Raw genomic sequence first — 24621 nt, 5'->3', positions numbered from 1 at the left:
TCAGTAAGTTGCATCAGTGGGCTCTACGATCGCGGGGCCTGCATTACGACGCATCAACCTCGAGGGGCGCACGTTGGCTTTCCAGATGCCGGACCGCGGAGGCGGCGGGGGCCCGACCGGGCCAAGGATGAGGGTCGGCCGGCCGTCCCGGCGCGCCCGCACGCTGCTCATGACCCTGGGCGTGCTGGCCGTTCTGGCGATGGCGTTCGTCATGTTCGCCGGGTTCTGGACCGACTGGCTCTGGTACCGCTCGGTGCAGTACTCGTCCGTGTTCACCACCACACTGTGGACCAAGATCGGGCTGTTCCTGGTCTTCGGCCTGCTGATGGCGTTCGCCGTCGGCCTGAACATCTGGCTGGCACACCGGCTGCGGCCGCCGCTCAGCGCGATGTCGCTGGAGCAGCAGAGCCTCGACCGGTACCGGATGGGTCTGGCGCCCTACAAGAAGTGGGTGCTCCTGGCGATCACGGCCCTGGTCGGCCTGATCGCCGGTGCCTCGGCCTCCGGCCAGTGGCGCACCTGGCTGATGTGGGTCAACGGCGTGTCGTTCGGCCAGAAGGACCCCCAGTTCCAGCTGGACGTGTCGTTCTACGCCTTCGACCTGCCCTGGTACCGCTTCCTGCTGGCCTTCGGCTTCGCCGCCGCCGTGCTCTCGCTGATCGCCGCCGCGCTGACCCACTACCTGTACGGCGGACTCCGCGTCACCAGCCCCGGCGCCCGGGCCACCGCCGCCGCGACCGGTCACCTCTCGGTGCTGCTCGGTGTCTTCGTCTCCCTGAAGGCCGTGGCCTACTGGCTCGACCGGTACGGCCTGGCCGTGAAGTCCAGCGACTTCAAGGCCGCCGGCAACTGGACGGGCCTGCGCTACGTCGACGCCAACGCCTACCTCCCGGCGAAGACGATCCTCTTCTGCATCGCCGTGATCTGCGCCGTGCTGTTCTTCGCGACGCTGTGGCGCCGCACCTGGCAGCTGCCGGTGATCGGCTTCGGCCTCATGGTCCTGTCGGCGATCCTGATCGGCGGCCTGTACCCGGCGATCGTGCAGAAGTTCCAGGTCCAGCCGAACGAGCAGGCCAAGGAAGCGCCGTACATCCAGAAGAACATCGACGCGACCCGCAAGGCGTACGCGATCGACTCGACGAATCCGGAGAACTACTCGGGCAAGTCGACGGTCAAGAACAAGGAGCAGCTCCGCGCGAACTCCGACACGGCCGCCAGCTACCGCCTGATCGACCCGAACATCGTCTCGCCGACGTTCCAGCAGCTGGAGCAGAAGCGGAAGTACTACCAGTTCCCCACCACCCTCGACGTGGACCGCTACAAGGGCCAGGACACGGTCGTCGGCCTGCGTGAGCTCAACATCAAGGGCATCCCGAAGCGGAACTGGATCAACGACCACTTCACGTACACCCACGGCTACGGCGCGATCATGGCCCGGGGTACGCAGACGGACGCCAACGGCTCCCCGGTCTTCACCGAGGCCGGCCTGCCGACCACCGGGCAGCTCGGCCCTTACCAGCAGCGGGTCTACTACGGCGAGAAGACGGACCAGTACTCGATCGTCGGCGGTCCGCAGAAGGAGCTGGACTACGAGGAGAACGGCGAGAAGACCACCAGCTACCAGGGCAAGAGCGGGGTCAACCTCTCCAACACCTTCAACCGCGCCGCCTACGCGGTCGCCTTCAGCGAGCCGCAGATCCTCTACTCGGGAGCCATCGGCGACGGCTCGCGGATCCTGTACAACCGCACCCCCAAGGAGCGCGTCGAGGCGGTCGCCCCGTGGCTGACCATCGACGGCGACGCCTACCCGGCGGTCGTGGACGGCAAGATCCAGTGGATCGTCGACGCGTACACGACCACCAACGGCTACCCGTACGCCTCGCGCACCACGCTCGGCGACACCACGGCGGACTCCCTGACCGTGGGCAACCAGCAGCGCGCGGTGGTCGCCCAGCAGAACCAGGTCAACTACATCCGCAACTCGGTGAAGGCCACCGTCGACGCGTACGACGGTACGGTCACGCTGTACCAGTGGGACAAGGAGGACCCCGTCCTCAAGACCTGGATGAAGGCGTTCCCGGACACCGTGCAGCCGCGCGAGGCCATCAAGGGCAGCCTCATGCAGCACCTGCGGTACCCGCAGGACATGTTCAAGGTCCAGCGTGAGCTGCTCACCCGGTACCACGTGCAGGACCCGGCGCAGTTCTACAGCGGTTCCGACGCCTGGCAGGTGCCGGACGACCCGACGAACAAGGACGGCAACGCGGTCCCGCCGTACTACCTGAGCATGAAGATGCCCGGTGACGCCCGCCAGCAGTTCTCGCTGACGACGACGTTCACCCCGAACGGGCGGCCCAACCTGGGCGCCTTCATGGCGGTCGAGGCCGACGCCACGAGCAAGGACTACGGACGCATAAGGCTGCTGCGGGTCACCTCGGAGGTCCCCGGACCTGAGCAGGTGCAGAACAAGCTCAACAGCCTCCCGTCCGTGGCCACGTTCGTCCGGGACATGAAGGGCGCCGACTCCGACATCCAGTACGGCAACCTGCTGACGGTCCCGCTCGACGGAGGCTTCCTCTACGTCGAGCCGGTGTACGCCCAGGGCCGCAACGCGCACTACCCGCTGCTGAAGAAGGTCGCGGTGTCGTACGTGGACGCGGACCAGCCGGACGGTGACACGACCAAGGACACCACGGTGTTCGAGGACAACCTCACCCTCGCGCTGAACGCCGTCTTCGGGGTGGAGGGCGTCACGCCGCCCCAGCCCGAGCAGCCGGGCACGAAGCCGCCGACGACGCCGACCACCAACGACGCCGCGCTGAAGCAGGCCATCGCCGACGCCCAGAAGGCGTACGACGAGGGCGAGGCAGCGCTGAAGAAGGGTGACTGGACCGCGTACGGCAAGTCGCAGGAGGCCCTGCAGGACGCCCTCCAGCGGGCCGCGGACGCGGGCGCCAAGCTGAAGTCGGACCAGAAGCCGGCGGACCAGAAGCCCGCCGGGAACACGCCCAAGCCGGGGGCGACCCCGTCCACCAGCGCGAGCCCGCCGAGCGGCTGACAGGCCCCACCCCCGCGTCGTGGTACGGTTACGACACAACGACGCGGGGTGGAGCAGCTCGGTAGCTCGCTGGGCTCATAACCCAGAGGTCGCAGGTTCAAATCCTGTCCCCGCTACTGAAGATGAAGGCCCGGATCCATCTGGATCCGGGCCTTCGTCATGTCCGGGCGTGCGCCACGCGACCCGAAGAGCCGTTCGGAGGGGGTGAGTTGGGCCGGAACGTGTTTGACTTATCTCTCTGTGGGCATGTCGACAAAACGCTGAAGTGACCTCACTGGCTGCGGTATACCAGGTGTACGGGCGTTGCGGGTGGTGCGACGATGGAATTTATGGGGGACAGGGCAACTCTGTTGGAGACAGGGCGGTTTGTGCAGCGGCATGCCAAGAATGCCGTAGATGACATCATCGAGGCCGTCGTGGCCGTCGATGCGACCGTCGACACCACCGCCGAGAGCGAGACCGAGACCGAGGCGCGCCACCGGCGCGCCGCCGAGAGCGGCGACACCGCCTCGATGAGCATGCTGGGCGCGCTGCTGCTGCGCCGCGGCGACCTGGACGGCGCCGAGCCGTACCTCCGCGGTGCCACCGCGGAGGGGGACCGCGCCGCGGCCAACAACCTGGGCGTGCTGCTGCACCAGCGGGGGTACGCCGACGAGGCCGCCGGCTGGTGGCGGGTCGCCGCCGTCGCGGGCTCGGCACCGGCCGCCCACGCGCTCGGCCGGCACCACCGCGAGCGCGGGGACGAGCCCGCCGCCGAGTACTGGCTGCGCCAGTCCGCCGAGCAGGGCCACGCGCTCGGCGCGTACGCCCTCGCCGACCTGCTGGAGCACCGCAGCGACGTCGGCGCCGAGCGCTGGCTGCGTGCCGCCGCCGAGCAGGGCCACCGGGAGGCCGCCTACCGCCTCGCCCGGGCCGTGGAGAAGCGCGCCGCCGGCGCGGAGCCGGGGCACGCCTCGCTCTACGACACCGGCACCCGGCTCCGCTCCGCCCGCGAGGTCCTGACGGACGGGGCGGGGGCCCCGGGCGGCTCCGGCGTCGCGCCGGGCCCGCGGCCCGGCGGGGAGACCGGCGAGACCGGAGAGGCCGAGCAGTGGTACCGGCAGGCGGCCGCGCGCGGCCACCGGCGCGCGGCGCTGCACCTCGGCGCGATCCTGGAGCAGCGCGGCGAACTCAAGGAGGCCGGCCGCTGGTACCTCAGCTCGGCCAAGGAGGGCGAGGCGAAGGCCGCCTGCGCGCTCGGCTTCCTGCTGCGCGACGCGGGGGACGAGGAGAGCGCCGCCGTGTGGTGGCTGCGCGCCGCCCAGGACGGCGACGGCAACGCGGCCAACGCGCTCGGCGCCCTGCACGCCGCCCGCGGCGAGCAGCAGACCGCCGAGCGCTGGTACCGGGCCGCCATGGACGCCGGCGACGTCAACGGGGCGTACAACCTGGGCCTGCTCTGCGCCGCCCAGGACCGCACCCCGCAGGCCGAGCAGTGGTACCGCCGCGCCGCGTACGCCGGTCACCGCGAGGCCGCCAACGCGCTCGCCGTGCTGCTCCTGCAGGCCGGCGACGCGAACGGCGCCGAGCCCTGGTTCTCCAAGGCCGCCGAGGCCGGCAGCGTCGACGCGGCCTTCAACCTCGGGATCCTCTACGCCGGACGGGACGACGACCGCACGGCGCTGAGCTGGTACGAGCGGGCCGCGGCCGCCGGGCACACCGAGGCAGCGCTCCAGGTCGGCATCGCGGCCCTGCGCGACGGCGACGAGCAGGCCGCCGAGCGGCACCTCCGGTGCGCGGCGGGCGGCGGCAGCGCCGAGGCGGCCTTCCGGCTCGCCACGGTGCTGGACGCGCGCCGGCCCGAGCCCGGTCCGCCGGCGCTCGGTGCCTCGCGTGAGGAGAAGAGCGAGTGCGAGGAGTGGTACGAGCGGGCCGCCGAGCAGGGCCATCGCAGGGCCCAGGTCCGTGTCGGCATGCTCGCCGCCGCGCGCGGTGACATCGCGGACGCGGCCCGCTGGTACCGCGAGGCGGCCGAGGCGGGCAGCCGCAACGGCGCCTTCAACCTCGGGCTGCTGCTCGCCCGCGAGGGCAGCGAGCGGGAGGCCGCCCTCTGGTGGACCCGCGCGGCCCATGCCGGCCACGGGCGCGCCGCGCTCCGCCTCGGGCTGCTCGCGGCCCGTCGCGGGGAGCTCTCGGAGGGGCGGCGCTGGTGCGCGCGGGCCGTGGAGCTCGGGCCGGCGGAGGTGGCCGAGCGGGCGGCACGACTGAGCGAGGCACTGCACCAGGAGCTCACCGCGTAGGGGCGTTCGGGGGCAGGAACCAAGTGATTTGCGCTGGTGGAGGGGGTCCCGTAAGGTTGGGTTCACCGACGCGGGGTGGAGCAGCTCGGTAGCTCGCTGGGCTCATAACCCAGAGGTCGCAGGTTCAAATCCTGTCCCCGCTACTCAGTAGCAGCGAAGGCCCGGATCCTCTTGGATCCGGGCCTTCGTCGTTCCCTGGACCGTCGTCTCCCTGCCCGGTCGCCGGCGCCGTCGGCCCGTCCGGGCATGCGCGAGGCCCCCGACCGCAGGGGTCGGGGGCCTCGGGTCGTACTGTCCCGCCGTGTCTCAGGCGGTCGTCGCGCAGCCGGGGCAGAGGCCGCGGTAGGTGACCTCGACGTTGGAGATCGTGAAGCCGAAGCGCTCGGTGTCCGGGAGGTCCGCCAGCGGGTCGCCCACCGGGTGGACGTCACGGATGGCGCCGCAGCGGCCGCAGACCAGGTGCTGGTGCGGGCGGTGGGCGTTCGGGTCGTACCGCTTGGCGCGGCCGTCCGTCGCGACCTCCATCACCTCGCCGAGCGTGACCATCTCGCCCAGCGTGTTGTAGACGGTCGCCCGGGAGATCTCGGGGAGCCTGTCCACCGCGCGGGCGTGCACCTCGTCGGCGGTCAGGTGGACGTGGTCTCCGTCGAGGACCTCGGCCACGACGCGCCGCTGCGCGGTCATCCGCCAGCCGCGGCCGCGCAGTCGTTCCAACAGGTCGCTCATGGGGGTCAGCCTAACAGTCGGGGACCCTCGTCCCGAACAGGTGTGACTTTGGATGTTAACTTGACTTAGACAATGTCCATTGTAGGATCGGCCTCGGCGTTGGCCGAGTCTCCAGGACGTGCGGCCGAAAAAGGACAGGACTCGCAGGACATGACGCAGGAGGCGCACGTGGCGCAGGGACCGCTCACGACGGAGGCCGGCGCGCCGGTCGCCGACAACCAGAACAGCGAGACGGCGGGCGTCGGCGGTCCCGTCCTCGTCCAGGACCAGCTCCTCCTCGAGAAGCTCGCCCACTTCAACCGCGAGCGCATCCCGGAGCGCGTGGTCCACGCGCGCGGCGCCGGCGCGTACGGCACCTTCACGCTGACCCGTGACGTCTCGCAGTGGACGCGTGCCGCGTTCCTCTCCGAGGTCGGCAAGCAGACCGAGACGTTCCTGCGCTTCTCCACGGTCGCGGGCAGCCTCGGCGCGGCCGACGCGGTCCGCGACCCGCGCGGCTGGGCGCTGAAGTTCTACACCGAGGAGGGCAACTACGACCTCGTCGGCAACAACACCCCGGTGTTCTTCATCAAGGACGCCATCAAGTTCCCGGACTTCATCCACACCCAGAAGCGCGACCCCTACACGGGCTCGCAGGAGGCGGACAACGTCTGGGACTTCTGGGGGCTCTCCCCGGAGTCGACCCACCAGGTGACCTGGCTCTTCGGCGACCGCGGCATCCCGGCCTCGTACCGCCACATGAACGGCTACGGCTCGCACACCTACCAGTGGAACAACGAGGCCGGCGAGGTCTTCTGGGTCAAGTACCACTTCAAGACCGACCAGGGGATCAGGAACCTCACGCAGGACGAGGCCAACCGGCTCGCGGGCGAGGATCCGGACAGCCACCAGCGCGACCTGCGCGAGGCCATCGAGCGCGGCGACTTCCCGACCTGGACCGTGCAGGTGCAGATCATGCCCGCGGCCGACGCGTCGGCCTACCGCTTCAACCCGTTCGACCTCACCAAGGTGTGGCCGCACGAGGACTACCCGCCGATCGAGATCGGCAAGCTGGAGCTCAACCGCAACCCGGAGAACGTCTTCGCCGAGGTCGAGCAGAGCATCTTCTCGCCGGCGCACTTCGTGCCGGGCATCGGCCCCTCCCCGGACAAGATGCTCCAGGGCCGCCTCTTCGCGTACGGCGACGCGCACCGCTACCGCGTCGGGATCAACGCCGACCACCTGCCGGTCAACCGCCCGCACGCCACCGAGGCGCGCACCCACTCCCGTGACGGCTTCCTCTACGACGGCCGCCACAAGGGCGCGAAGAACTACGAGCCGAACAGCTTCGGCGGCCCCTTCCAGACGGACCGCCCGCTGTGGCAGTCCACCCCGGTCGCCGGCGGCACGGGCGACCACGCCGCCCCGGTGCACGCCGAGGACGACGACTTCGTCCAGGCCGGCGACCTCTACCGGCTGATGTCCGAGGACGAGAAGGGCCGCCTCGTCGGGAACCTGGCGGGCTTCATCGCCAAGGTCTCGCGCGACGACATCGCCGAGCGCGCGATCGACAACTTCCGTCAGGCGGACGGTGACTTCGGCAAGCGGCTGGAGGCCGCCGTCCAGGCCCTGCGCGGCTGACGACGCTTGCCGTCGAAGAGAGAGGGCCGGACCTCCCCGCGGAGGTCCGGCCCTCCTTCACGTCCTGCTGCGGGAGCAGGATCCGAACGAGGGACCCTAGCCGGTCAGGGTCGCCGCGCGCCGGTGCGCCGGGGTCCAGCAGCGGATGATGTCGCGGACGGAGACGACCCCGACGGGGCCGGCGTCGTCCAGGACGACGAGATGACGGAAGCCGCCGTGCGTCATGGCCTCCGCGGCCTCCTCCAGGGTCCAGGTGGGCGCCGCGAACACCACGTGGGTGGTGGTGTGGGCGCCCGCGGTCTCATGGTCGGGGTTCTGGTCCGCGCCGATCGAGTTGAGGATGTCGCGTTCGGTGATGATGCCGAGGCCGCTGGTGTCGGCGTCCAGGACGACGGCCGCGCCGACGCGGCGCGCCGACATCAGTCGCGCGGCCTGCCGCAGGGTGTGGGCTGGTCCGATGGTGAGGACCACCGTGCTCATGGCGTCACGGACGAGCATGGATGGAGCCACCTCCTTGGGGAATCCCGTCGCGCCTTCAACGAGAAGGGATTCACAAGTTCACAAGTGGGGGGACTCTCAGAGTGACACCGGGGCCCGGACTCAACAAGGGGGCGCGCGTGGCGTATGCGGAAGCGTCCCGGGCGCCCGCGCGCGTGCGGCCGGGACGCCGCGGGGACGTTCGCGGGGCGGTCAGCCCTGCTGGTTCAGATAGCTCAGGAGTTCGCCGTGGAGCAGGCCGTTCGAGGCCGCCGCGTTGCCGCTGTGCGGACCGTGCTGCCCGTCCAGGCCGGTGTACGTGCCACCCGCCTCCTGCACCACGATCGCCACGGCCGCCATGTCCCACAGAGACAGTTCCGGCTCGGCGCAGATGTCCACCGATCCCTCGGCGACCATCATGTACGGCCAGAAGTCGCCGTACGCCCGGGTGCGCCAGCACGCCCGGGTCAGGTCGAGGAAGCCGTCGAGGCGGCCCTGCTCCTCCCAGCCGCTGAGCGAGGAGTACGCGAACGAGGCGTCGGAGAGCTCCGACACCTTCGAGACCCCGATCCGGGTCGCCGACGTCAGGCTGCGGCCGGTGTACGCGCCCGCCCCCTTCGCCGCCCACCAGCGGCGTCCGAGCGCCGGCGCCGACACCACGCCCACCACGGGCTGGAAGCCGGTGTCGCCCGCCTCCATCAGCGCGATCAGGGTGGCCCAGACGGGCACCCCGCGCACGTAGTTCTTGGTGCCGTCGATCGGGTCGATCACCCAGCGGCGCGGGCCCGTGCCCTCCACGCCGTACTCCTCGCCGAGGATCGCGTCGCGGGGCCGTGCGCGCTGGAGCTGACCGCGGATCAGCTCCTCGGCGGCCTTGTCCGCCTCGCTCACCGGCGTCATGTCCGGCTTCGTCTCGACCTTCAGGTCGAGCGCCTTGAAGCGGTCCATGGTGGCCGCGTCCGCGGCATCCGCGAGGACATGGGCGAGACGAAGGTCATCGTGGTAGTCGGCCATGGTCGGAACTCTATCCCTCGAAGCGGCGTGCCCCTGCGGGAGTCCTTGACAGAGCGTGGCCGCCCGTCAACTCTGAGCGAAGAACCGTTCTGGCCGGGAGGCGACGATGCCGACTGCCCGTGAGGCCCTGCTCGACGCCGCGCTCGCGGCTCTGAGGAGGCTGCCCTGGTCCGCGGTCAGGATGGTCGACGTCGCCGCCGACGCGCGCGTCTCCCGGCAGACCCTCTACAACGAGTTCGGCAGCAAGGAGGGCCTGGCCCGCGCCCTTCTGCGGCGCGAGGCCGACGCCTACCTCGCGGGGGTCCAGCAGCGCCTCGCCGAGCCCGCGGGCATGCCCGACCGGCTGGCCGGGGTCGCCGAGTGGATCGTCGCCGAGGCCTGCACCCGCCCCCTGCTGCGCGCGCTCCTCACCGGCTGCTGGGGCGAACGCCTCCCCGTCCCGCGGCCCGCGCGGGCCGGCGCGCTGCGCTCCGGAGTGCCCGCCCAGCGACGGGCCGACGCCGGTCCGCCCGCGCCCGCCGAACTCGTCGCCGCCACCCTCGCCTGCGCGGACGACCGCTGGGCCCGGACGTGTGAGCTCACGGTGCGGCTCGCCCTCTCGCACCTGGTCGCCCCGGACCCCCAGGGCGTCGGACCGCTCGTCCGCAGGGTGCTGGACGGAACGCTCAGTGGGCAGAACCCGACAGCTGGAGACCGATGACCCCCGCGATCACCAGCGTGATCGAGACGATCTTCAGCGTCGACACGACGTCGCCGAGGAAGATCATCCCGTAGATGGCGGTGCCCGCCGCGCCGATGCCGGTCCACACCGCGTACGCGGGGCCGACGTCCAGCTTGCGCAGGGCGAGGGTCAGCAGGCCGAAGCTGCCCAGGGCGAAGGCCGCGAAGGCGATGGTCGGCCACAGTCGCGTGAAACCGTGCGACAGCTTCAGGCAGACCGCGAACCCCGTCTCCAGGAGACCGGCGACCACCACCAGCAGCCACGCCATCGTCAGTGCCTCCCACGCCGTCGGTGACTGCCCGTTCGACTGCTTCGTCCCACTGGGTGTGATTATGCACTTACCAATGGTGGTGGGCGGCAAACGTACGCCGCTCAGTCGCCCTCGCGTCGCTCCCGCGTGGACAGCAGCCGCCGCAGCGAGTACAGCCGCGCGGGATCGGCGTGGCCCTCGGCCGCCCAGGCGTCCAGCGCGCAGTCCGGCTCGTCGTGGCTGCACGCCCGCGGACAGTTCTCCGTCCCCGGGACGAGGTCGGGGAAGGCGAGGATGACCCGGGACGGGTCGACGTGGTGCAGGCCGAAGGACCGCACGCCGGGGGTGTCGATGACCCAGCCGCCCTCCTCGGCGTTGAGCGGGAGCGCCAGCGCCGAGGTGGTGGTGTGCCGGCCGCGGCCCGTCACCGCGTTCACGTGCCCCGTGCTCCGTCGGCGGTCCTCCGGCACCAGGGCGTTGACCAGGGTCGTCTTGCCGACACCCGAGTGTCCGACGAAGGCGGTGGTCCTCCCCTTCAGGTGCTCGTGGACCCGGTCGGCGGCCACCCCGTCCACGAACTCGTCCCGCGTGGTCACCACATAGGGGACGCCCAGGGCGCCGTACATCTCCAGGAGCTCGTCCGGCGGGGCCAGGTCGGACTTGGTCAGGACGAGCAGCGGGGTGAGGCCGCCGTCGTACGCGGCGACCAGGCAGCGGTCGATCAGCCGGGGGCGCGGCTCGGGGTCGGCCAGCGCGGTCACGATCGCCAGCTGGTCGGCGTTGGCGACGACCACCCGCTCGAACGGGTCGTCGTCGTCGGCCGTGCGCCGGAGCACCGAGCTGCGCTCGCCGATCCGGACGATCCGGGCCAGGGTGTCCTTCTCGCCGGAGAGGTCGCCGACGATCGAGACGCGGTCGCCGACGACGGCGGCCTTGCGGCCGAGCTCGCGCGCCTTCATCGCCAGGACGATCCGGTCGTCCACCAGGCAGGTGAGCCGGCCCCGGTCCACGGTGAGGACCATGCCCTCGACCGCGTCCTCGTGCTTGGGGCGGATGCTGGTCCGGGGACGGTTGCCCTTGCGGTTGGGGCGCTGGCGGATGTCGTCCTCGTCGGTGTGCTTGCCGTAACGCCGCATGCCTCAGACTCCGAGCATTTCGGTCCACATCAGCGGGAAGTCCGGCAAGGTCTTCGCCGTCGTCGCCACGTTCTCGATCCGCACGCCCTCGACGGCGAGGCCGATGATCGCCCCGGCCGTCGCCATCCGGTGGTCGTGGTAGGTGTGGAAGACACCGCCGTGCAGGGGCCGGGGCCGGATGTGCAGACCGTCCTCGGTCTCCGTCACGTCGCCGCCGAGCTCGTTGATCTCCTTGGTCAGGGCGGCCAGGCGATCCGTCTCGTGCAGGCGCAGGTGGGCGACACCGCGCAGGGTGGAGGGGGAGTCGGCGAGGGCGGCGACGGCCGCGATGCCGGGGGTCAGCTCGCCGACCTCGCCGAGGTCCACGTCGATGCCGTGGATCCGGCCGGTGCCGGTGAAGGTGAGGCCGGCGTCGGTCAGCTCGCAGGAGCCACCCATCTCGGTGAAGATCTCGCGCAGCGCGTCACCGGGCTGGGTGGTCCGGGACGGCCAGTCGGGGACGGTGACCCGGCCACCGGTGACCAGCGCCGCGGCCAGGAACGGCTGGGCGTTCGACAGGTCCGGCTCCACCACCAGGTCCCGGCCGAGCAGGGCGGAGGGGGCGACGCGCCAGACGTTCGGCTCGCCGCCGGTCTCGGGCTCGTCGACCTGCGCGCCGACCACGCGCAGCATGTCGACGGTCATCCGGATGTGCGGCATGGACGGCAGCTTCCCGCCGACGTGGCGCACCTCCACGCCCTGGTTGAAGCGGGGCGCCGAGAGCAGCAGGGCGCTCACGAACTGGGAGGACGAGGAGGCGTCGATCTCGACGGTGCCGCCCTCCAGGCCGCCGCCGCCGTGCACCGTCATCGGCAGGGCGCCGCGCCCGTCGTCGTCGATCCGCGCGCCGAGCGCCCGCAGGGCGTCGATCACGCCGTGCAGCGGGCGTTCGTGGGAACGGGGGTCGCCGTCGAAGTGGACCGGGCCGTCGGCGAGAGCGGCGACGGGCGGCAGGAACCGCATCACCGTGCCGGCGTTGCCGACGTCGACGGTCGCGGGACCGCGCAGCCCGGCGGGGATGATCCGCCACGCCTCACCGGTGCCGTCGGGGCCGACGCCCTCGTCGATCTTCACGCCCAGGGCGCGCAGCGCCTCGGCCATCAGCAGGGTGTCGCGCGAACGCAGCGGACGGCGCAGCCAGCCCGGCTCGGCGGCGAGTGCGGCGAGGACGAGACCCCGGTTGGTGACCGACTTGGATCCGGGCACGGTGACGGTCGCGTCGACGGCTCCGTCCGCGTACGGGGCGGGCCAGAGGTCGGAGGTCGGGGCGGTGTGCACGGGGCTTTCGGTCATGCCTTCACTTTAGTGGGGCACGCACGGGCCGGGTCCCGTCGGCGAGGGAGCGTCGCGCCCCGGGCCGGAAGTCGCCGGGACCTCTCAGAGGCCCAGCAGCCAGCGGCTCGCGCCGATCAGGGAGCAGATCGAGACGGCGTGGAAGAGGAAGAGCCAGAGCACCGGGTGGACGTTCGTGAGCCGGGCGAGCTGGTCGGCGTCGGAGTCCGGCGCGCCGCCGTGGCGTCGCTTGCCCTGGAGTTCGAAGACCGGGCGGACGCCGCCGAGGAGCAGGAACCAGACGACGGAGTACGCGAACGCGGCCTGGACGTCCGGGCCGGTCAGCCAGGAGACCAGGAGGAAGGCGGCGCCGGTGACGAGGACGGTGAAGATGCCGTAGGCGTTGCGGACCATCACCAGCATGACGAGCAGCAGCGCGGTCGCCAGCCAGAGCAGCAGGGTGATCCGGTGCTCGGTGAGCAGCCAGGCGCCGCCCAGGCCCAGCAGCGGGGCCGCGGTGTAGCCGGCGGCGGCGGTCAGGATCATGCCGATGCCGGTGGGGCGGCCGCGGGAGACGGTGAGGCCGCTGGTGTCCGAGTGCAGCCGGATGGACTCCAGCCGGCGGCCGGTGACGAGCGCGACGAGACCGTGGCCGCCCTCGTGGGCGATGGTGATCGCGTTGCGGGAGAGCCGCCAGACGCGGCGCGGGACGACGGCGGCGAGGGCGGCTATCGCGGTCGCGATCACCAGCCACTGCTCGGGAGCGGTCTGGGTACCGAGGACTTCGGTCATTTCCGGCTCGGGCTCCTCGGGTGGGGGGTGGACCGTGGCAGTGTGGCACGTATGTGCGGACGGTATGCAGCGAGTCGTCGACCCGAGGATCTGGTGGAGCTCTTCGAGGTCGAGAAGTGGGAGCCCGAGGAGACTCTGGCTCCGGACTGGAACGTGGCCCCGACCAAAGAGGTGTACGCGATACTCGAGCGTCCTCTGAAAGACGCGGAATCGCGCCTCCCGGTTCGCCAGATGCGGGCGTTGAGGTGGGGCCTGGTGCCGTCCTGGTCGAAGTCGCCCGAGGGCGCGGCCCGGATGATCAACGCGCGGGCGGAGACGGTGCACGAGAAGCCGTCGTTCCGCCGGGCGTTCTCCTCCCGGCGCTGCATCCTGCCGGCGGACGGCTATTACGAGTGGGTGACCGGGAGCGCCGAGCGGGACCTGGAGGTGGAGGGGAAGCGGAAGAGGCCGCGGAAGCAGCCGTACTTCGTGACCCCGGCGGACGGTTCGGTCTTCGCGATGGCGGGGCTCTACGAGTTCTGGCGCGACCGGACCCTGCCGGACGACCACCCCTCGGCGTGGTGGGTGACCTGCTCCGTGATCACGACCGAGGCCGAGACGGGGCCGCTGGGCGTGGCTCCCGCGGAGGGGCCGGGCTCGCTGGCGGACATCCATCCGCGGATGCCGTTGATGCTGACCCCGGACCACTGGGACGCCTGGCTGGATCCGGCCCGCACCGACCCGGACGAGCTGAAGGGACTGCTGGCGGCGCCGGCGGAGGGCCTGATGCGGGCCTACCCGGTGGCGACGGCGGTGAGCAACGTCCGCAACAACGGCCCGGAGCTGCTGGAGGAACTGGCGGCCCCGGAGGTCGCCACGCTGTTCTGACCCCGGCCTGTCCGTGCCTGCCGCCCCCGCGCGGCAGGATGGAGAGGTGACGAAGAGCGAGATCGTGGAGACCGGGGCCGGGGACGCGCGGATCACCTGGCACGCCGGTACCGAGCCGTGGGCGGTCCTGGCCCTGGGGCACGGGGCGGGCGGCGGGATCGAGGCGCGGGACCTGCGGGCGCTGGCCGCCGCGCTGCCCGCGCAGGGGGTGACCGTGGCGCTCGTCGAGCAGCCCTGGCGGGTGGCGGGGAAGAAGGTGGCCCCCGCGCCGAAGACCCTGGACGTCGGGTGGCGCGGGGTCTGGCCGGCCCTCGCCGCACCCGGGCTGCCCGTCGTCGCCGGAGGCCGCAGTGCCGGGGCGCGGGTCGCCTGCCGGACCGGCGCGGAGCTCGGCGCCCTCGCCGTGCTCGCGCTCGCCTTCCCCCTCCATCCGCCCGGCCGGCCCGAGAAGTCCCGGGCCGACGAGCTCCTGGGCACCGGCCTGCCCACTCTCGTCGTCCAGGGCGGCAACGACCCCTTCGGCGGACCGGAGGAGTTCCCCGAAGGGACGTACGCGCTGGCCGGGGTCCCGCACGGCGACCACGGCTTCGCCGTCGCCAAGCGCGCCCCTCTCGGGCAGGACGAGGCCCTCGCGCTCGTCGTCCGTGAAGTCTCCGGGTGGCTCACGTCACTTCGGGAATGAGGCGGACCCGGCGGCGGTTGTGACGGACATCGGTGTGAGAGCAAAGGAAGAGGGAGTCCGTCGCATGGGTTCGACCATCTGCCCCGAGCGCGCGCAGGCCGCTGACCTCGACTGGACAGTGCTGCCCGCGCCCCGGACCGCCCCTATTCGGGCGGCGGGCGGAGCGGTTCCTCGTCTATCCTCCGAAACGAGCGGGTCCGCATTCGGGTTCGCCGCAGCGCTGGAGGAGGTGGGTCCGGTCACTGGGACCGACACAGGGACCGACGACGGCCCCGAGGAGACGACCGAGGAGCGCAACGCGCGCTTCGAGCGGGACGCCCTCGGCTTCCTCGACCAGATGTACTCCGCCGCGCTGCGCATGACGCGCAATCCCGCGGACGCGGAGGACCTGGTGCAGGAGACGTACGCCAAGGCGTACGGCTCGTTCCACCAGTTCCGCGAGGGCACGAACCTGAAGGCGTGGCTGTACCGCATCCTCACCAACACGTTCATCAACTCGTACCGCAAGAAGCAGCGCGAGCCGCAGCGCAGCGCCGCCGAGGAGATCGAGGACTGGCAGCTCGCCCGTGCCGAGTCGCACATGTCGACCGGCCTGCGGTCCGCCGAGTCCCAGGCCCTCGACCACCTCCCGGACTCCGACGTGAAGGAAGCGCTTCAGGCGATCCCCGAGGAGTTCCGCATCGCCGTCTATCTCGCGGACGTAGAGGGCTTTGCGTACAAGGAGATCGCGGACATCATGGGTACACCCATCGGTACGGTGATGTCCCGACTGCACCGGGGCCGCCGCCAGTTGCGCGGCATGCTCGAGGACTACGCCCGCGACCGCGGGCTGGTACCCGCGGGCGCCGGAGAGTCGTCGAACGATCTGAAAGGCTCGGGCTCATGAGCTGCGGAGAGCCGCACGAGACGGATTGCTCAGAGGTCCTGGATCATCTTTACGAGTTCCTCGACCATGAGATGCCCGACAGTGACTGCACGAAGTTCGAGGTGCACTTCGAGGAGTGCTCCCCGTGTCTGGAGAAGTACGGCCTGGAGCAGGCGGTGAAGAAGCTCGTCAAGCGCTGCTGCGGCAGTGACGACGTGCCCACCGACCTGCGGGCCAAGGTGATGGGCCGGATCGACCTGATCCGTTCGGGCCACGCGGTGCCCGACCAGGACGTGACGGCGACCGCCCAGGAGTGATGTTCGTACGTGCGGGACGCACGTACGAAGAGGGCCCCCGCGAGTGACCGCGGGGGCCCTCCGATGTAAATCAGCTTGTACCACCCGATGGTGCTAATCATCGGGTGATGGCCCGCACGTCCCGCGCAAGTCGCTAGCGTGACGGCCGTGATGGTGATTCCGCGAGCGGCCCGCGTCCACGTGGGCTGCGCCGCGCTCGGCGCGGCCGCCTGCGTCCTGCCGGCGCTGGGCCCCGGCGCCCGGACCCCCTGGAGCGCCGTCGCGCTGCTCGCCGTGCTGTACGCCGGGTGCGAGCTGCCCGCACGCTGCCGGCTCCTCGGCCGCGCGCTCGGGGGCGCGGTCCCCACGGGCAGCGGCCCCTTCTTCCCCGTACTGCTCGCCGCCGCGCTGCTCCTGCCGCCGTCGGCCGCCGCGCTCACCGCCCTGCCCGGGGCCCTGCTCGCCCGGGTGGAGCAGCGCCCGGCCGGACCCCGCCGGGTGTGGCGCGCCTCCCGGCTCGCCCTCGCCGTCGGCGCGGCGGCACTGGTGGCGCGCCTCCTCGGAGCGGACGCCGCGCTCGGCCGGGGGACGCACGCCCCCGAGTTCCCGTACGCGCTGGTGCCCGCCGGGGCCTCGGTCCTCACCTTCTGCCTGGTCCTGACCGTCCTCGACGGAGCCATGCGGGTCGCCGCGACGGGGGCGCCCCTCGTCGCCCCGCGCGGCGGCGGGGCGACGCGCACCGCCTGGCAGGGCCTGTACGGCCGGGCGCTCGCCCCGCACGCGGTGCACGGGCTCGCCGGACTGATGATGGCCGTCCTGTGGCGCAGCACGTACGGGCCGGTCGCCGCGCTCTTCGTCCTGCTCCCGATGTACCTCTCCTGCTGGGTGTTCGCCCAGTACCACCGCGAGCGGGCCGCGCACCAGGCGACGATCCGCGCGCTCGTCCAGGCCGTCGACATCAAGGACCGCTACACGCGCGGCCACAGCGAACGGGTCGGCCGGGCCTCCGTGCTGATCGCCCGTGAGCTCGGCATGGCCGAGGAGCGGCTGGAGGTCGTGCGGTTCGCGGGCATCCTGCACGACGTGGGCAAGCTCGGCGTGCCCACCCGGGTGCTGCGCAAGGACGGCCCGCTGACACCGGAGGAGCGCCGGGTCATCGAACTGCATCCGGAGTACGGGCACGAGATGGTCCGGGGCATCGGCTTCCTGGGGGATGCACGGGCGGCGATCCTGCACCACCACGAACGTATGGACGGGAGCGGTTACCCGTACGGCCTCCGGGGCGGCCAGATCCCCGAGTTCGCCCGCGTGGTCGCCGTCGCGGACGCCTTCGACGCGATGACCTCGACCCGGTCCTACAGCCGGGCCCGGCCGGTCGAGACCGCGATGGCGGAGCTGGAGCGCTGCGCGGGCTCCCAGTTCGACCCCCGGATGGTCCACGCCCTGACCCGGGCACTGGACCGGCACGGCTGGCAGACGGCGGTCACCGCGGACGAGACGGTGCCGCCCGCGGAGAGCGTGCCCCCGCCGAAGTCCGCCGCGCCGGGCGGCACCCGGGCGGCCGGCCCGGTGCCGCGTCCCGGGTCCGGCGGCCCCGAGGCGCTCGCCCGCCGCCAGGGCCGCCGATGAGGCCCGGCGCCGGCACCGTCGGGGCGGTGTACGGGGCCGCGGCCCTGCTCACCGTCGCCGGGTTCGCCGTCACGCTCTGGCAGGGGATCGACGAACCCGCGCACGCCCTCGCCTTCGGCACCCTCATCGCCCTCGGCGAGCTCGTCCGCTGGGGCGCCCCCGCGGGCGCGGGGACCCCCGCCGCCGCCCCCGGTGAGCCGCAGAGCAGGGAGCCCGCACCGCTCGCCGCCGCCGGTGCCCTCGCCTACGCGCTGCTCGGCGCCAGCGCCGGGGCAAGCACCACGCACGGCGTCCCGCAGATCGTGACCGTCGTCGTCGCCGGCGGGCTCGCCGGGGTGGTGCCGCACGTGGCCGCCGGCCGGGGGCCCGGCCTCGACCACCTGGCCCGGCGCATCCTCACCGTCGGCTTCGCCGGCCTCTGCTTCCAGCCCCTCTACAACACGGGCGAGCTCACCCGCCGTCTCGGCGAGGGTCCCCTGCACGCCCTGTTCCTGCTGCTCGTGCTCGTCCTCACCGCGCTGTGCGACGCCGTGCTCGCGGCCCTGATGCACCGCGCGCGGACCGTCCCCCGCACCGCCACCCGCACGGGCGGCACCCCCGTCCCGTTCGGCCCCCTGCTCCGCGAGGAGGTGCGCGCCCTGCTCGGCATCGGCTCCGCCGTGTGCGCCACCGGCGCCGTGATGGCCCTCGGCGTCGCCGTCGCCGGACTGTGGGCGCTGCCCGTCTTCTGCGTGCCGCTCCTGCTGACCCAGATGTCCTTCCGGCGGTACGCGGCCGTGCGGACCACGAACCGGCAGACCATCGCCTCCCTGGCCCGCGCCACCGAGATCGCCGGGTACACCCCACCGGGGCATGCCCGCCGGGTCGCCGCCCTGAGCGGGGCGGTGGGGCGCGAGCTGGGGCTGTCCGGAGCGGATCTGACCGTCCTGGAGTACGCCGCACTGATGCACGACATCGGGCAGCTCTCCCTCGTCGACCCGGTCCCCGAGGGCGCCACCGCCCTGCTGGCGCCCGAGGAGCAGCGCCGGATCGCGCTCCTGGGCGGCGCCGTCGTCCGCCAGACCGGGGTGCCGGCCGCCGTCGCCGTGGTCGTGGAGCGCCAGGCCGACCCGTACCGGGACCAGCCCCTGCCCGCCCGGATCGTCCGCACCGTCAACGCGTACGACGATCTCACCGGAGCCGCCGCCACCGGCCCCCTCGGCGCCCTCAAGGCCCTCGAACGCCTCCGGCTGGACACCGCCCGCGACCACCACCCCGAGGTCGTGGAGTCCCTCGCCAGAGTCCTCGCGCGCGGCGGCGTCGCTCCTGCTCCTCCTGGGTAACCCATGGGTAATGAGCGCGCGTGCAACCGGGCATGGTTGGATGCGAACAAGAGGGTGAAGCGACCGGCAGGCGGGAATCGTGAGGATCTTCGGGAAGGTACGGCATCGGCCCTCCGCCTCGTGGCGGCAGGCCACCGACCGCGCGTTCACGCTGATCGGTGACGGCCGGTACGAGGACGCGGGCGCGCTGCTGACACGCGCGGCGGATCTGGAGCCCTGGCTCTCGGAGTCCTGGTTCAACCTGGCACTGCTGCACAAGTTCCGGCACGACTGGGAGCAGGCCCGGGCCGCGGGGCTGCGCGCCGTCGCGCTGCTCGACAAGGAGACCGGAGCCCCCGACTGGTGGAACGTCGGCATCGCCGCCACCGCCCTGCAGGACTGGCCGCTCGCCCGCCGCGCCTGGCAGGCGTACGGGCTGAAGGTCCCCGGGGCCTCCGCCGGGACGGGTGAGCCCGCCGGGATGGAGCTGGGCAGCGCCGCCGTACGGCTCTCGCCCGAGGGCGAGGCGGAGGTCGTGTGGGGCCGCCGGCTCGACCCGGCCCGCATCGAGGTGCTCTCCATCCCGCTGCCGTCCTCGGGCCGCCGCTGGGGCGAGGTCGTGCTCCACGACGGCGTGCCCAACGGCGAGCGGACCACCAGCGCCGGCCCCTCCTACCCCGTCTTCGACGAGATCGAGCTGTGGGCGCCGTCGCCCGTCCCCACCTGGGTGGTCCTCCTGGAGGCCGCCACCGAGGACGACCGGGACGCCCTGGAGAAGCTCGCCGCCGACGCCGGGTTCGCCGCCGAGGACTGGTCCTCGTCGGTACGGCTGCTGTGCCGCGCGTGCTCCGAGTCGACGATGCCGAGCGCCGAGGGCGAGGGCGAGCACCTCGACCCGCACGACCACAGCGAACCCGGCCACCCCGGGCCGCTCGGCCACCGCTCGCCCGGCGAACTGTGGGTCCCCGAGCGCGAGTGCGGGATCGCCGCGCCGGCCGGACTGGTCCGCGGCCTGCTCGACGGCTGGGTCGCCGACAGCCCCGACAGCCGTGAGTGGCGGGATCTCGAAGAAGTCTGCTGACCACTGCCCGTAGGCTGTACGCGACCATCGACTGGGGTTCTGAGGAAGGCGTGCGGCGGAATGGCGCAGCAGGAGACTGACGAGCAGATCAACGACGGGTTCGTCGTCGACACGGAGGACTGCGAGGCGCGCGAGCTCGCGTACCGCGAGCGGGGGACGTCGCGTCCGATCACGGTCGTGGGCAACCCCGTGCTCCACAAGGAGTGCAAGGACGTCACCGAGTTCGACGACGCGCTCGCGACGCTGATCGACGACATGTTCGCCAGCCAGCGGACCGCCGAGGGCGTGGGCCTCGCCGCCAACCAGATCGGTGTGGACCTCAAGGTCTTCGTCTACGACTGCATGGACGACGAGGGCGTGCGCCACGTCGGCGTCGTCTGCAACCCCGTCCTGGAGGAGCTGCCGGCCGAGCTCCGCGCCCTGGACGAGTCCAACGAGGGCTGCCTCTCCGTACCGACGGCCTACGCCGAACTCGCCCGCCCCGACTACGCGGTGGTCCGCGGCCAGGACGCCCAGGGCAACCCGATCAAGGTCCGTGGCACCGGCTACTTCGCGCGCTGCCTCCAGCACGAGACGGACCACCTGTACGGCTACCTGTACATCGACCGGCTCTCCAAGCGCGACCGCAAGGACGCCCTGCGCCAGATGGCCGAGGGCACCCCGCGCTACCCGGTCGTCGCCAACGACTGATCCGCGTCGGCACGCGGACGCGCGGCGCGGTGGACGGCCCAGCCGACCGCCGCGCCGATCGCGTACCAGAGCAGGTCCGGCGCGTTGAACGACGTGCCGAGCACCAGCCGGGCGAGCGTGGAGCGTGCCGCCAGCTCCGCCGGGACCCCCGTCAGCTGGAAGAACTCCACCGCCACGCTGAACCCCAGTGCGATCCCGGCCGCCACGGCGGGCCGGACCCGCGGCGCGAGCAGCACCACCAGGGCCAGCACCAGCACCGTGTAGAGGGCGTCCCCGGCGTACTTCGCCACGACGCCCGACGCCGCGGACCTGATTCCCAGGCCCGCGGCGACGGTGAGCAGGGCGGCGGCGCCGGCCACCACCCGCGTACGGATCACTCAGAAGTCCTCGTCGAGGTCCACCGAGCCCTCGACCGCCACCTGATAGGCGGACGGGCGGCGCTCGAAGAAGTTCGTCAGCTCCTGGACGCCCTGCAGTTCCATGAACGCGAACGGGTTCTCGGAGCCGTACACCGGGGCGAAGCCGAGGCGCGTCAGGCGCTGGTCGGCGACGCACTGGAGGTACTCGCGCATCGACTCGGTGTTCATGCCCGGCAGGCCGTCGCCGCACAGGTCGCGGCCGAACTGGAGCTCCGCCTCGACGGCCTCCCGCAGCATGGCGGTGACCTGCTCCCGGAGCTCGTCGTCGAACAGCTCCGGCTCCTCCTTGCGGACGGTGTCCACGACCTCGAAGGCGAAGTTCATGTGCATCGTCTCGTCACGGAAGACCCAGTTGGTGCCGGTGGCCAGGCCGTGCAGCAGGCCGCGCGACCGGAACCAGTACACGTAGGCGAAGGCGCCGTAGAAGAACAGGCCCTCGATGCACGCGGCGAAGCAGATCAGGTTCAGCAGGAAGCGACGCCGGTCGGCCTGCGTCTCCAGCCGGTCGATCTTCTCGACCGAGTCCATCCACCGGAAGCAGAACTGCGCCTTCTCCCGGATGGAGGGGATGTTCTCCACGGCGGCGAACGCGGCGGTGCGGTCGTCCGGGTCGGGCAGGTAGGTGTCGAGCAGCGTCAGATAGAACTGGACGTGCACGGCCTCCTCGAAGAGCTGCCGCGACAGGTACAGGCGCGCCTCGGGGGAGTTGATGTGCTTGTACAGCGTGAGCACGAGGTTGTTCGCGACGATCGAGTCACCGGTCGCGAAGAACGCCACCAGCCGGCCGATCATGTGCTGCTCGCCGGGGGTGAGCTTGGCGAGGTCGGCGACGTCGGAGTGGAGGTCGACCTCCTCCACCGTCCACGTGTTCTTGATCGCGTCCCGGTAGCGCTCGTAGAAGTCCGGGTACCGCATGGGCCGCAGGGTGAGCTCGAAGCCCGGGTCGAGGAGGTTCTTCTGTTCGTTCGCGCTCATCACTGGCAGGCCTCGCAGGACTCGGGGTTTTCCAGGGAGCAGGCGACCGCGTCGGGGTCGGCGACCTGCTGGACGGGGATGGTGGCGGCGGCCGTCGACGCCTGGGCGGCGCGGGCGATCCGGGTCGCCGGGCGGGACCGCAGGTAGTACGTCGTCTTCAGACCCTGCTTCCAGGCGTACGCGTACATCGACGACAGCTTGCCGATGGTCGGCGTCTCCATGAACAGGTTCAGCGACTGGGACTGGTCGAGGTACGGCGTCCGGGCCGCCGCCATGTCGATCAGACCGCGCTGCGGGATCTCCCAGGCCGTGCGGTACAGCTCGCGCACCTCGGCCGGGACCCAGGTGAAGCCGGCCACCGAGCCGTTGGACTCGCGCAGCGCCTCCCGGGTCTGCGCGTCCCAGACGCCGAGCTTCTTCAGCTCGTCGACGAGGTACGAGTTGACCTGGAGGAACTCGCCGGACAGCGTCTCGCGCTTGAAGAGGTTGGAGACCTGCGGCTCGATGCACTCGTACACACCGGCGATCGAGGCGATCGTCGCGGTCGGCGCGATGGCGAGGAGCAGCGAGTTGCGCATGCCGACGGCGGCGATCCGCTCGCGCAGCGCGGCCCAGCGCTCCGGCCAGGTGAACTCCACGCCGTAGTGGTCGGGGTGCAGGACACCGCGGGCGGCGCGGGTCTTCTCCCAGGCGGGCAGCGGGCCGTTGCGCTCGGCGAGGTCGGCGGAGGCCTCGTAGGCGGCGAGCATGATGCGCTCGGCGATCCGGGTGGAGAGCGCCCTCGCCTCGGGGGAGTCGAACGGCAGCTTCAGCCGGAAGAAGACGTCCTGGAGGCCCATCGCGCCCAGGCCCACCGGACGCCACCGGGCGTTGGACCGGCCGGCCTGCTCGGTGGGGTAGAAGTTGATGTCCACGACGCGGTCGAGGAAGGTGACGGCCGTGCGGACCGTCGCGTCGAGCCGCTCCCAGTCGATGTCGCCGGTCGCCAGGTCCACGAACGCGCCGAGGTTGACCGAGCCCAGGTTGCAGACCGCGGTCTCGCCGTCGTCCGTGACCTCCAGGATCTCCGTGCAGAGGTTGGAGGAGTGGACCGTGTGGCCCGGCTCCGCCGTCTGGTTGGCCGTGCGGTTCGAGGCGTCCTTGAAGGTCATCCAGCCGTTGCCGGTCTGGGCGAGCGTCCGCATCATCCGGCCGTACAGGTCACGGGCCGGCATGGTCTTGCGGGCCAGGCCCTTCGCCTCGGCGGCGCGGTAGGCGGCGTCGAACTCCTCGCCCCACAGGTCGACCAGCTCGGGCACGTCCGCCGGGGAGAACAGCGACCACGGGGCGTCGGCGTTGACCCGGCGCATGAACTCGTCCGGGATCCAGTGCGCCAGGTTCAGGTTGTGCGTACGCCGGGCGTCCTCGCCGGTGTTGTCGCGCAGTTCCAGGAACTCCTCGATGTCCGCGTGCCAGGTCTCCAGGTAGACCGCGGCGGCGCCCTTGCGCCGGCCGCCCTGGTTCACGGCCGCGACGGAGGCGTCCAGCGTCTTCAGGAACGGCACGATGCCGTTGGAGTGCCCGTTGGTGCCGCGGATCAGCGAACCGCGGGCGCGGATGCGGGAGTACGACAGGCCGATGCCGCCCGCGTGCTTCGAGAGCCGCGCGACCTGGTGGTACCGGTCGTAGATGGAGTCCAGCTCGTCCAGCGGCGAGTCGAGCAGGTAGCAGGACGACATCTGCGGGTGGCGGGTGCCGGAGTTGAAGAGCGTGGGGGAGGAGGGCAGGTAGTCGAGCCGGCTCATCAGGCCGTAGAGCGCGGTGACCTCGTCCAGCGCGCGCGTCGAGTTGTCCTCGGCGAGCCCGGCGGCCACGCGCAGCATGAAGTGCTGGGGCGTCTCGACGACCTTGCGGGTGATCGGGTGGCGCAGCAGGTAGCGCGAGTACAGGGTGCGCAGGCCGAAGTAGCCGAAGCGGTCGTCGCCGGCCGGGTCCACGGTCGCGTCGAGCGCCGCGCCGTGCAGCCGGACGAACGCGGCCGTGCGGTCGGCGATCAGACCCTCGCGGTGGCCGACGGCGACGGAGGCCGAGAAGCTCACCGCGCCCTGGCCGGCCGCCTCGTCGGCGATGGTGATCGTCAGGAGCCGGGCGGCGAGCCGGGAGTACGCGGGGTCCTCGGCGATCAGGCCGGCGGCCGCCTCGGTGGCCAGCTCGCGCAGTTCCGCCTCGTCCGAGCCGGCGCTCCGGCCGCGCAGCGCGGCGGCGGCGACCTTGCCGGGGTCGGTGTCGGGGAGATCGGCGGTGAGGTCGGTCAGGATCCGCAGCAGCACGGTCCCGGGTCCGTCGCTCTCGATCGCTGCGGCCGGATCGGCGGGCGCGATGGTCACGTGGGGGCTCTCCCTCGCTCGGCTCGGGGCCGGCGGGGGAAGCGGGCAGCCGGGCACCCGTACGCA

Annotated in this window: 22 protein-coding genes and 2 tRNA genes; 14 read left to right on the top strand and 10 right to left on the bottom strand. The window is 72.1% G+C overall.

Features of this window, described 5'->3' with window-relative positions; translation table 11 throughout:
- Positions 1 to 85 precede the first annotated feature (85 nt).
- The 4 genes from ACE1OA_RS12040 (at position 86) to ACE1OA_RS12025 (ending at position 5480) form a co-directional block, all read left to right on the top strand.
- Complete coding sequence (locus ACE1OA_RS12040) at positions 86 to 3058, top strand: UPF0182 family membrane protein (RefSeq protein WP_356606650.1); 2973 nt, start codon at positions 86 to 88, stop codon at positions 3056 to 3058.
- A gap of 42 nt (positions 3059 to 3100) precedes the next feature.
- A tRNA-Met gene (locus ACE1OA_RS12035) sits at positions 3101 to 3174 on the top strand.
- A gap of 204 nt (positions 3175 to 3378) precedes the next feature.
- Positions 3379 to 5337: a tetratricopeptide repeat protein gene (locus tag ACE1OA_RS12030; protein WP_356606652.1), complete on the top strand. Its 1959-nt coding sequence runs from the start codon at positions 3379 to 3381 to the stop codon at positions 5335 to 5337.
- Positions 5338 to 5406: 69 nt separating this feature from the next.
- Positions 5407 to 5480, top strand: a tRNA-Met gene (locus ACE1OA_RS12025).
- 163 nt (positions 5481 to 5643) lie between these two features.
- On the opposite strand, the gene ACE1OA_RS12020 is transcribed toward ACE1OA_RS12025, so the two are convergent.
- The gene (locus tag ACE1OA_RS12020; RefSeq protein ID WP_147981134.1) at positions 5644 to 6063 is read right to left on the bottom strand and encodes a Fur family transcriptional regulator; all 420 of its coding nucleotides are present in this window, start codon (positions 6061 to 6063) and stop codon (positions 5644 to 5646) included.
- A 150-nt stretch (positions 6064 to 6213) separates the two neighbouring features.
- Here ACE1OA_RS12020 and ACE1OA_RS12015 point away from each other — a divergent pair, with 150 nt between their 5' ends.
- Positions 6214 to 7683, top strand: coding sequence for a catalase (locus tag ACE1OA_RS12015; protein ID WP_356606655.1), 1470 nt, complete (start codon positions 6214 to 6216; stop codon positions 7681 to 7683).
- 96 nt (positions 7684 to 7779) lie between these two features.
- On the opposite strand, the gene ACE1OA_RS12010 is transcribed toward ACE1OA_RS12015, so the two are convergent.
- On the bottom strand, positions 7780 to 8181 hold the full coding sequence (locus ACE1OA_RS12010; protein ID WP_356606657.1) for a CBS domain-containing protein: 402 nt from the start codon (positions 8179 to 8181) through the stop codon (positions 7780 to 7782).
- Positions 8182 to 8373: 192 nt separating this feature from the next.
- Positions 8374 to 9174: a histidinol-phosphatase gene (gene hisN / locus ACE1OA_RS12005; protein ID WP_356606659.1), complete on the bottom strand. Its 801-nt coding sequence runs from the start codon at positions 9172 to 9174 to the stop codon at positions 8374 to 8376.
- Positions 9175 to 9280: 106 nt separating this feature from the next.
- On the opposite strand from hisN, the gene ACE1OA_RS12000 reads away from it, so the two are divergent.
- Positions 9281 to 9874 carry a TetR/AcrR family transcriptional regulator gene (locus ACE1OA_RS12000; RefSeq protein ID WP_356606661.1) on the top strand — a complete coding sequence of 198 codons (594 nt, stop codon included), beginning with the start codon at positions 9281 to 9283 and terminating at the stop codon, positions 9872 to 9874.
- Here the strand turns inward: ACE1OA_RS12000 and ACE1OA_RS11995 are convergent.
- The 4 genes from ACE1OA_RS11995 to ACE1OA_RS11980 all read right to left on the bottom strand — a co-directional run bounded on the left by ACE1OA_RS11995 (position 9840) and on the right by ACE1OA_RS11980 (position 13384).
- Positions 9840 to 10163 (bottom strand): DMT family transporter, encoded by a 324-nt coding sequence (locus tag ACE1OA_RS11995; protein WP_147981139.1) that lies wholly within the window; start codon positions 10161 to 10163, stop codon positions 9840 to 9842. The genes ACE1OA_RS12000 and ACE1OA_RS11995 overlap by 35 nt on opposite strands.
- A 104-nt stretch (positions 10164 to 10267) precedes the next feature.
- Positions 10268 to 11281 (bottom strand): ribosome small subunit-dependent GTPase A, encoded by a 1014-nt coding sequence (gene rsgA, locus ACE1OA_RS11990; protein WP_356606663.1) that lies wholly within the window; start codon positions 11279 to 11281, stop codon positions 10268 to 10270.
- A gap of 3 nt (positions 11282 to 11284) precedes the next feature.
- The gene (gene aroA / locus ACE1OA_RS11985) at positions 11285 to 12613 is read right to left on the bottom strand and encodes a 3-phosphoshikimate 1-carboxyvinyltransferase (protein WP_356606665.1); all 1329 of its coding nucleotides are present in this window, start codon (positions 12611 to 12613) and stop codon (positions 11285 to 11287) included.
- A gap of 84 nt (positions 12614 to 12697) precedes the next feature.
- Positions 12698 to 13384 (bottom strand): M50 family metallopeptidase, encoded by a 687-nt coding sequence (locus ACE1OA_RS11980; protein WP_356778831.1) that lies wholly within the window; start codon positions 13382 to 13384, stop codon positions 12698 to 12700.
- A gap of 51 nt (positions 13385 to 13435) precedes the next feature.
- On the opposite strand from ACE1OA_RS11980, the gene ACE1OA_RS11975 reads away from it, so the two are divergent.
- The 8 genes from ACE1OA_RS11975 to def all read left to right on the top strand — a co-directional run bounded on the left by ACE1OA_RS11975 (position 13436) and on the right by def (position 20795).
- A complete protein-coding gene (locus ACE1OA_RS11975) occupies positions 13436 to 14251 on the top strand; it encodes an SOS response-associated peptidase (protein WP_356606669.1) in 816 nt (271 codons plus the stop codon).
- 46 nt (positions 14252 to 14297) lie between these two features.
- The gene (locus ACE1OA_RS11970; protein ID WP_356606671.1) at positions 14298 to 14933 is read left to right on the top strand and encodes an alpha/beta hydrolase family protein; all 636 of its coding nucleotides are present in this window, start codon (positions 14298 to 14300) and stop codon (positions 14931 to 14933) included.
- Positions 14934 to 15162: 229 nt separating this feature from the next.
- Positions 15163 to 15819, top strand: coding sequence for a sigma-70 family RNA polymerase sigma factor (locus tag ACE1OA_RS11965; protein ID WP_187282890.1), 657 nt, complete (start codon positions 15163 to 15165; stop codon positions 15817 to 15819).
- Positions 15816 to 16115, top strand: coding sequence for a mycothiol system anti-sigma-R factor (rsrA, locus tag ACE1OA_RS11960; RefSeq protein ID WP_147981146.1), 300 nt, complete (start codon positions 15816 to 15818; stop codon positions 16113 to 16115). The genes ACE1OA_RS11965 and rsrA overlap by 4 nt, the downstream gene beginning before the upstream one ends.
- Positions 16116 to 16265: 150 nt before the next feature.
- Positions 16266 to 17723 (top strand): HD-GYP domain-containing protein, encoded by a 1458-nt coding sequence (locus ACE1OA_RS11955; RefSeq protein WP_432754057.1) that lies wholly within the window; start codon positions 16266 to 16268, stop codon positions 17721 to 17723.
- The gene (locus tag ACE1OA_RS11950; protein ID WP_356778827.1) at positions 17720 to 19045 is read left to right on the top strand and encodes an HD-GYP domain-containing protein; all 1326 of its coding nucleotides are present in this window, start codon (positions 17720 to 17722) and stop codon (positions 19043 to 19045) included. Before ACE1OA_RS11955 ends, ACE1OA_RS11950 begins: the two co-directional genes overlap by 4 nt.
- Positions 19046 to 19124: 79 nt before the next feature.
- A complete protein-coding gene (locus ACE1OA_RS11945; RefSeq protein ID WP_147981149.1) occupies positions 19125 to 20105 on the top strand; it encodes a tetratricopeptide repeat protein in 981 nt (326 codons plus the stop codon).
- A 60-nt stretch (positions 20106 to 20165) separates the two neighbouring features.
- Entirely contained in the window at positions 20166 to 20795 is a 630-nt protein-coding gene (gene def, locus ACE1OA_RS11940; RefSeq protein WP_147981150.1) for a peptide deformylase, read from the top strand.
- Here the strand turns inward: def and ACE1OA_RS11935 are convergent.
- The 3 genes from ACE1OA_RS11935 to ACE1OA_RS11925 are packed head-to-tail and all read right to left on the bottom strand — an operon-like array spanning position 20771 to position 24555.
- Complete coding sequence (locus ACE1OA_RS11935) at positions 20771 to 21172, bottom strand: DUF2809 domain-containing protein (RefSeq protein ID WP_356778826.1); 402 nt, start codon at positions 21170 to 21172, stop codon at positions 20771 to 20773. The two genes, def and ACE1OA_RS11935, sit on opposite strands and share 25 nt — an antisense overlap.
- Positions 21173 to 22189: a ribonucleotide-diphosphate reductase subunit beta gene (locus tag ACE1OA_RS11930; protein ID WP_356606680.1), complete on the bottom strand. Its 1017-nt coding sequence runs from the start codon at positions 22187 to 22189 to the stop codon at positions 21173 to 21175. It lies immediately after the preceding gene.
- Positions 22189 to 24555, bottom strand: a complete 2367-nt coding sequence (locus ACE1OA_RS11925; RefSeq protein ID WP_384871357.1) for a ribonucleoside-diphosphate reductase subunit alpha — start codon at positions 24553 to 24555, stop codon at positions 22189 to 22191. The genes ACE1OA_RS11930 and ACE1OA_RS11925 overlap by 1 nt, the downstream gene beginning before the upstream one ends.
- Between the last annotated feature and the right edge of the window lie 66 nt (positions 24556 to 24621).

The organism is Streptomyces sp. JL2001, from assembly GCF_050917515.1.
In the GTDB taxonomy this organism is placed as follows: Bacteria; Actinomycetota; Actinomycetes; order Streptomycetales; family Streptomycetaceae; genus Streptomyces.
This window is presented reverse-complemented; position numbering and strand designations above follow the sequence as displayed.

What these genes read in the sequence shown, in the direction of transcription:
- ACE1OA_RS12040 (WP_356606650.1), top strand. Translation starts at nt 86, where the DNA reads ATGCCGGACCGCGGAGGCGGCGGGGGCCCGACCGGGCCAAGGATGAGG.
- ACE1OA_RS12030 (WP_356606652.1), top strand. Translation starts at nt 3,379, where the DNA reads ATGGAATTTATGGGGGACAGGGCAACTCTGTTGGAGACAGGGCGGTTT.
- ACE1OA_RS12020 (WP_147981134.1), bottom strand. Translation starts at nt 6,063, where the DNA reads ATGAGCGACCTGTTGGAACGACTGCGCGGCCGCGGCTGGCGGATGACC.
- ACE1OA_RS12015 (WP_356606655.1), top strand. Translation starts at nt 6,214, where the DNA reads ATGACGCAGGAGGCGCACGTGGCGCAGGGACCGCTCACGACGGAGGCC.
- ACE1OA_RS12010 (WP_356606657.1), bottom strand. Translation starts at nt 8,181, where the DNA reads ATGCTCGTCCGTGACGCCATGAGCACGGTGGTCCTCACCATCGGACCA.
- hisN (WP_356606659.1), bottom strand. Translation starts at nt 9,174, where the DNA reads ATGGCCGACTACCACGATGACCTTCGTCTCGCCCATGTCCTCGCGGAT.
- ACE1OA_RS12000 (WP_356606661.1), top strand. Translation starts at nt 9,281, where the DNA reads ATGCCGACTGCCCGTGAGGCCCTGCTCGACGCCGCGCTCGCGGCTCTG.
- ACE1OA_RS11995 (WP_147981139.1), bottom strand. Translation starts at nt 10,163, where the DNA reads ATGGCGTGGCTGCTGGTGGTGGTCGCCGGTCTCCTGGAGACGGGGTTC.
- rsgA (WP_356606663.1), bottom strand. Translation starts at nt 11,281, where the DNA reads ATGCGGCGTTACGGCAAGCACACCGACGAGGACGACATCCGCCAGCGC.
- aroA (WP_356606665.1), bottom strand. Translation starts at nt 12,613, where the DNA reads ATGACCGAAAGCCCCGTGCACACCGCCCCGACCTCCGACCTCTGGCCC.
- ACE1OA_RS11980 (WP_356778831.1), bottom strand. Translation starts at nt 13,384, where the DNA reads ATGACCGAAGTCCTCGGTACCCAGACCGCTCCCGAGCAGTGGCTGGTG.
- ACE1OA_RS11975 (WP_356606669.1), top strand. Translation starts at nt 13,436, where the DNA reads ATGTGCGGACGGTATGCAGCGAGTCGTCGACCCGAGGATCTGGTGGAG.
- rsrA (WP_147981146.1), top strand. Translation starts at nt 15,816, where the DNA reads ATGAGCTGCGGAGAGCCGCACGAGACGGATTGCTCAGAGGTCCTGGAT.
- ACE1OA_RS11955 (WP_432754057.1), top strand. Translation starts at nt 16,266, where the DNA reads ATGGTGATTCCGCGAGCGGCCCGCGTCCACGTGGGCTGCGCCGCGCTC.
- ACE1OA_RS11950 (WP_356778827.1), top strand. Translation starts at nt 17,720, where the DNA reads ATGAGGCCCGGCGCCGGCACCGTCGGGGCGGTGTACGGGGCCGCGGCC.
- def (WP_147981150.1), top strand. Translation starts at nt 20,166, where the DNA reads ATGGCGCAGCAGGAGACTGACGAGCAGATCAACGACGGGTTCGTCGTC.
- ACE1OA_RS11930 (WP_356606680.1), bottom strand. Translation starts at nt 22,189, where the DNA reads ATGAGCGCGAACGAACAGAAGAACCTCCTCGACCCGGGCTTCGAGCTC.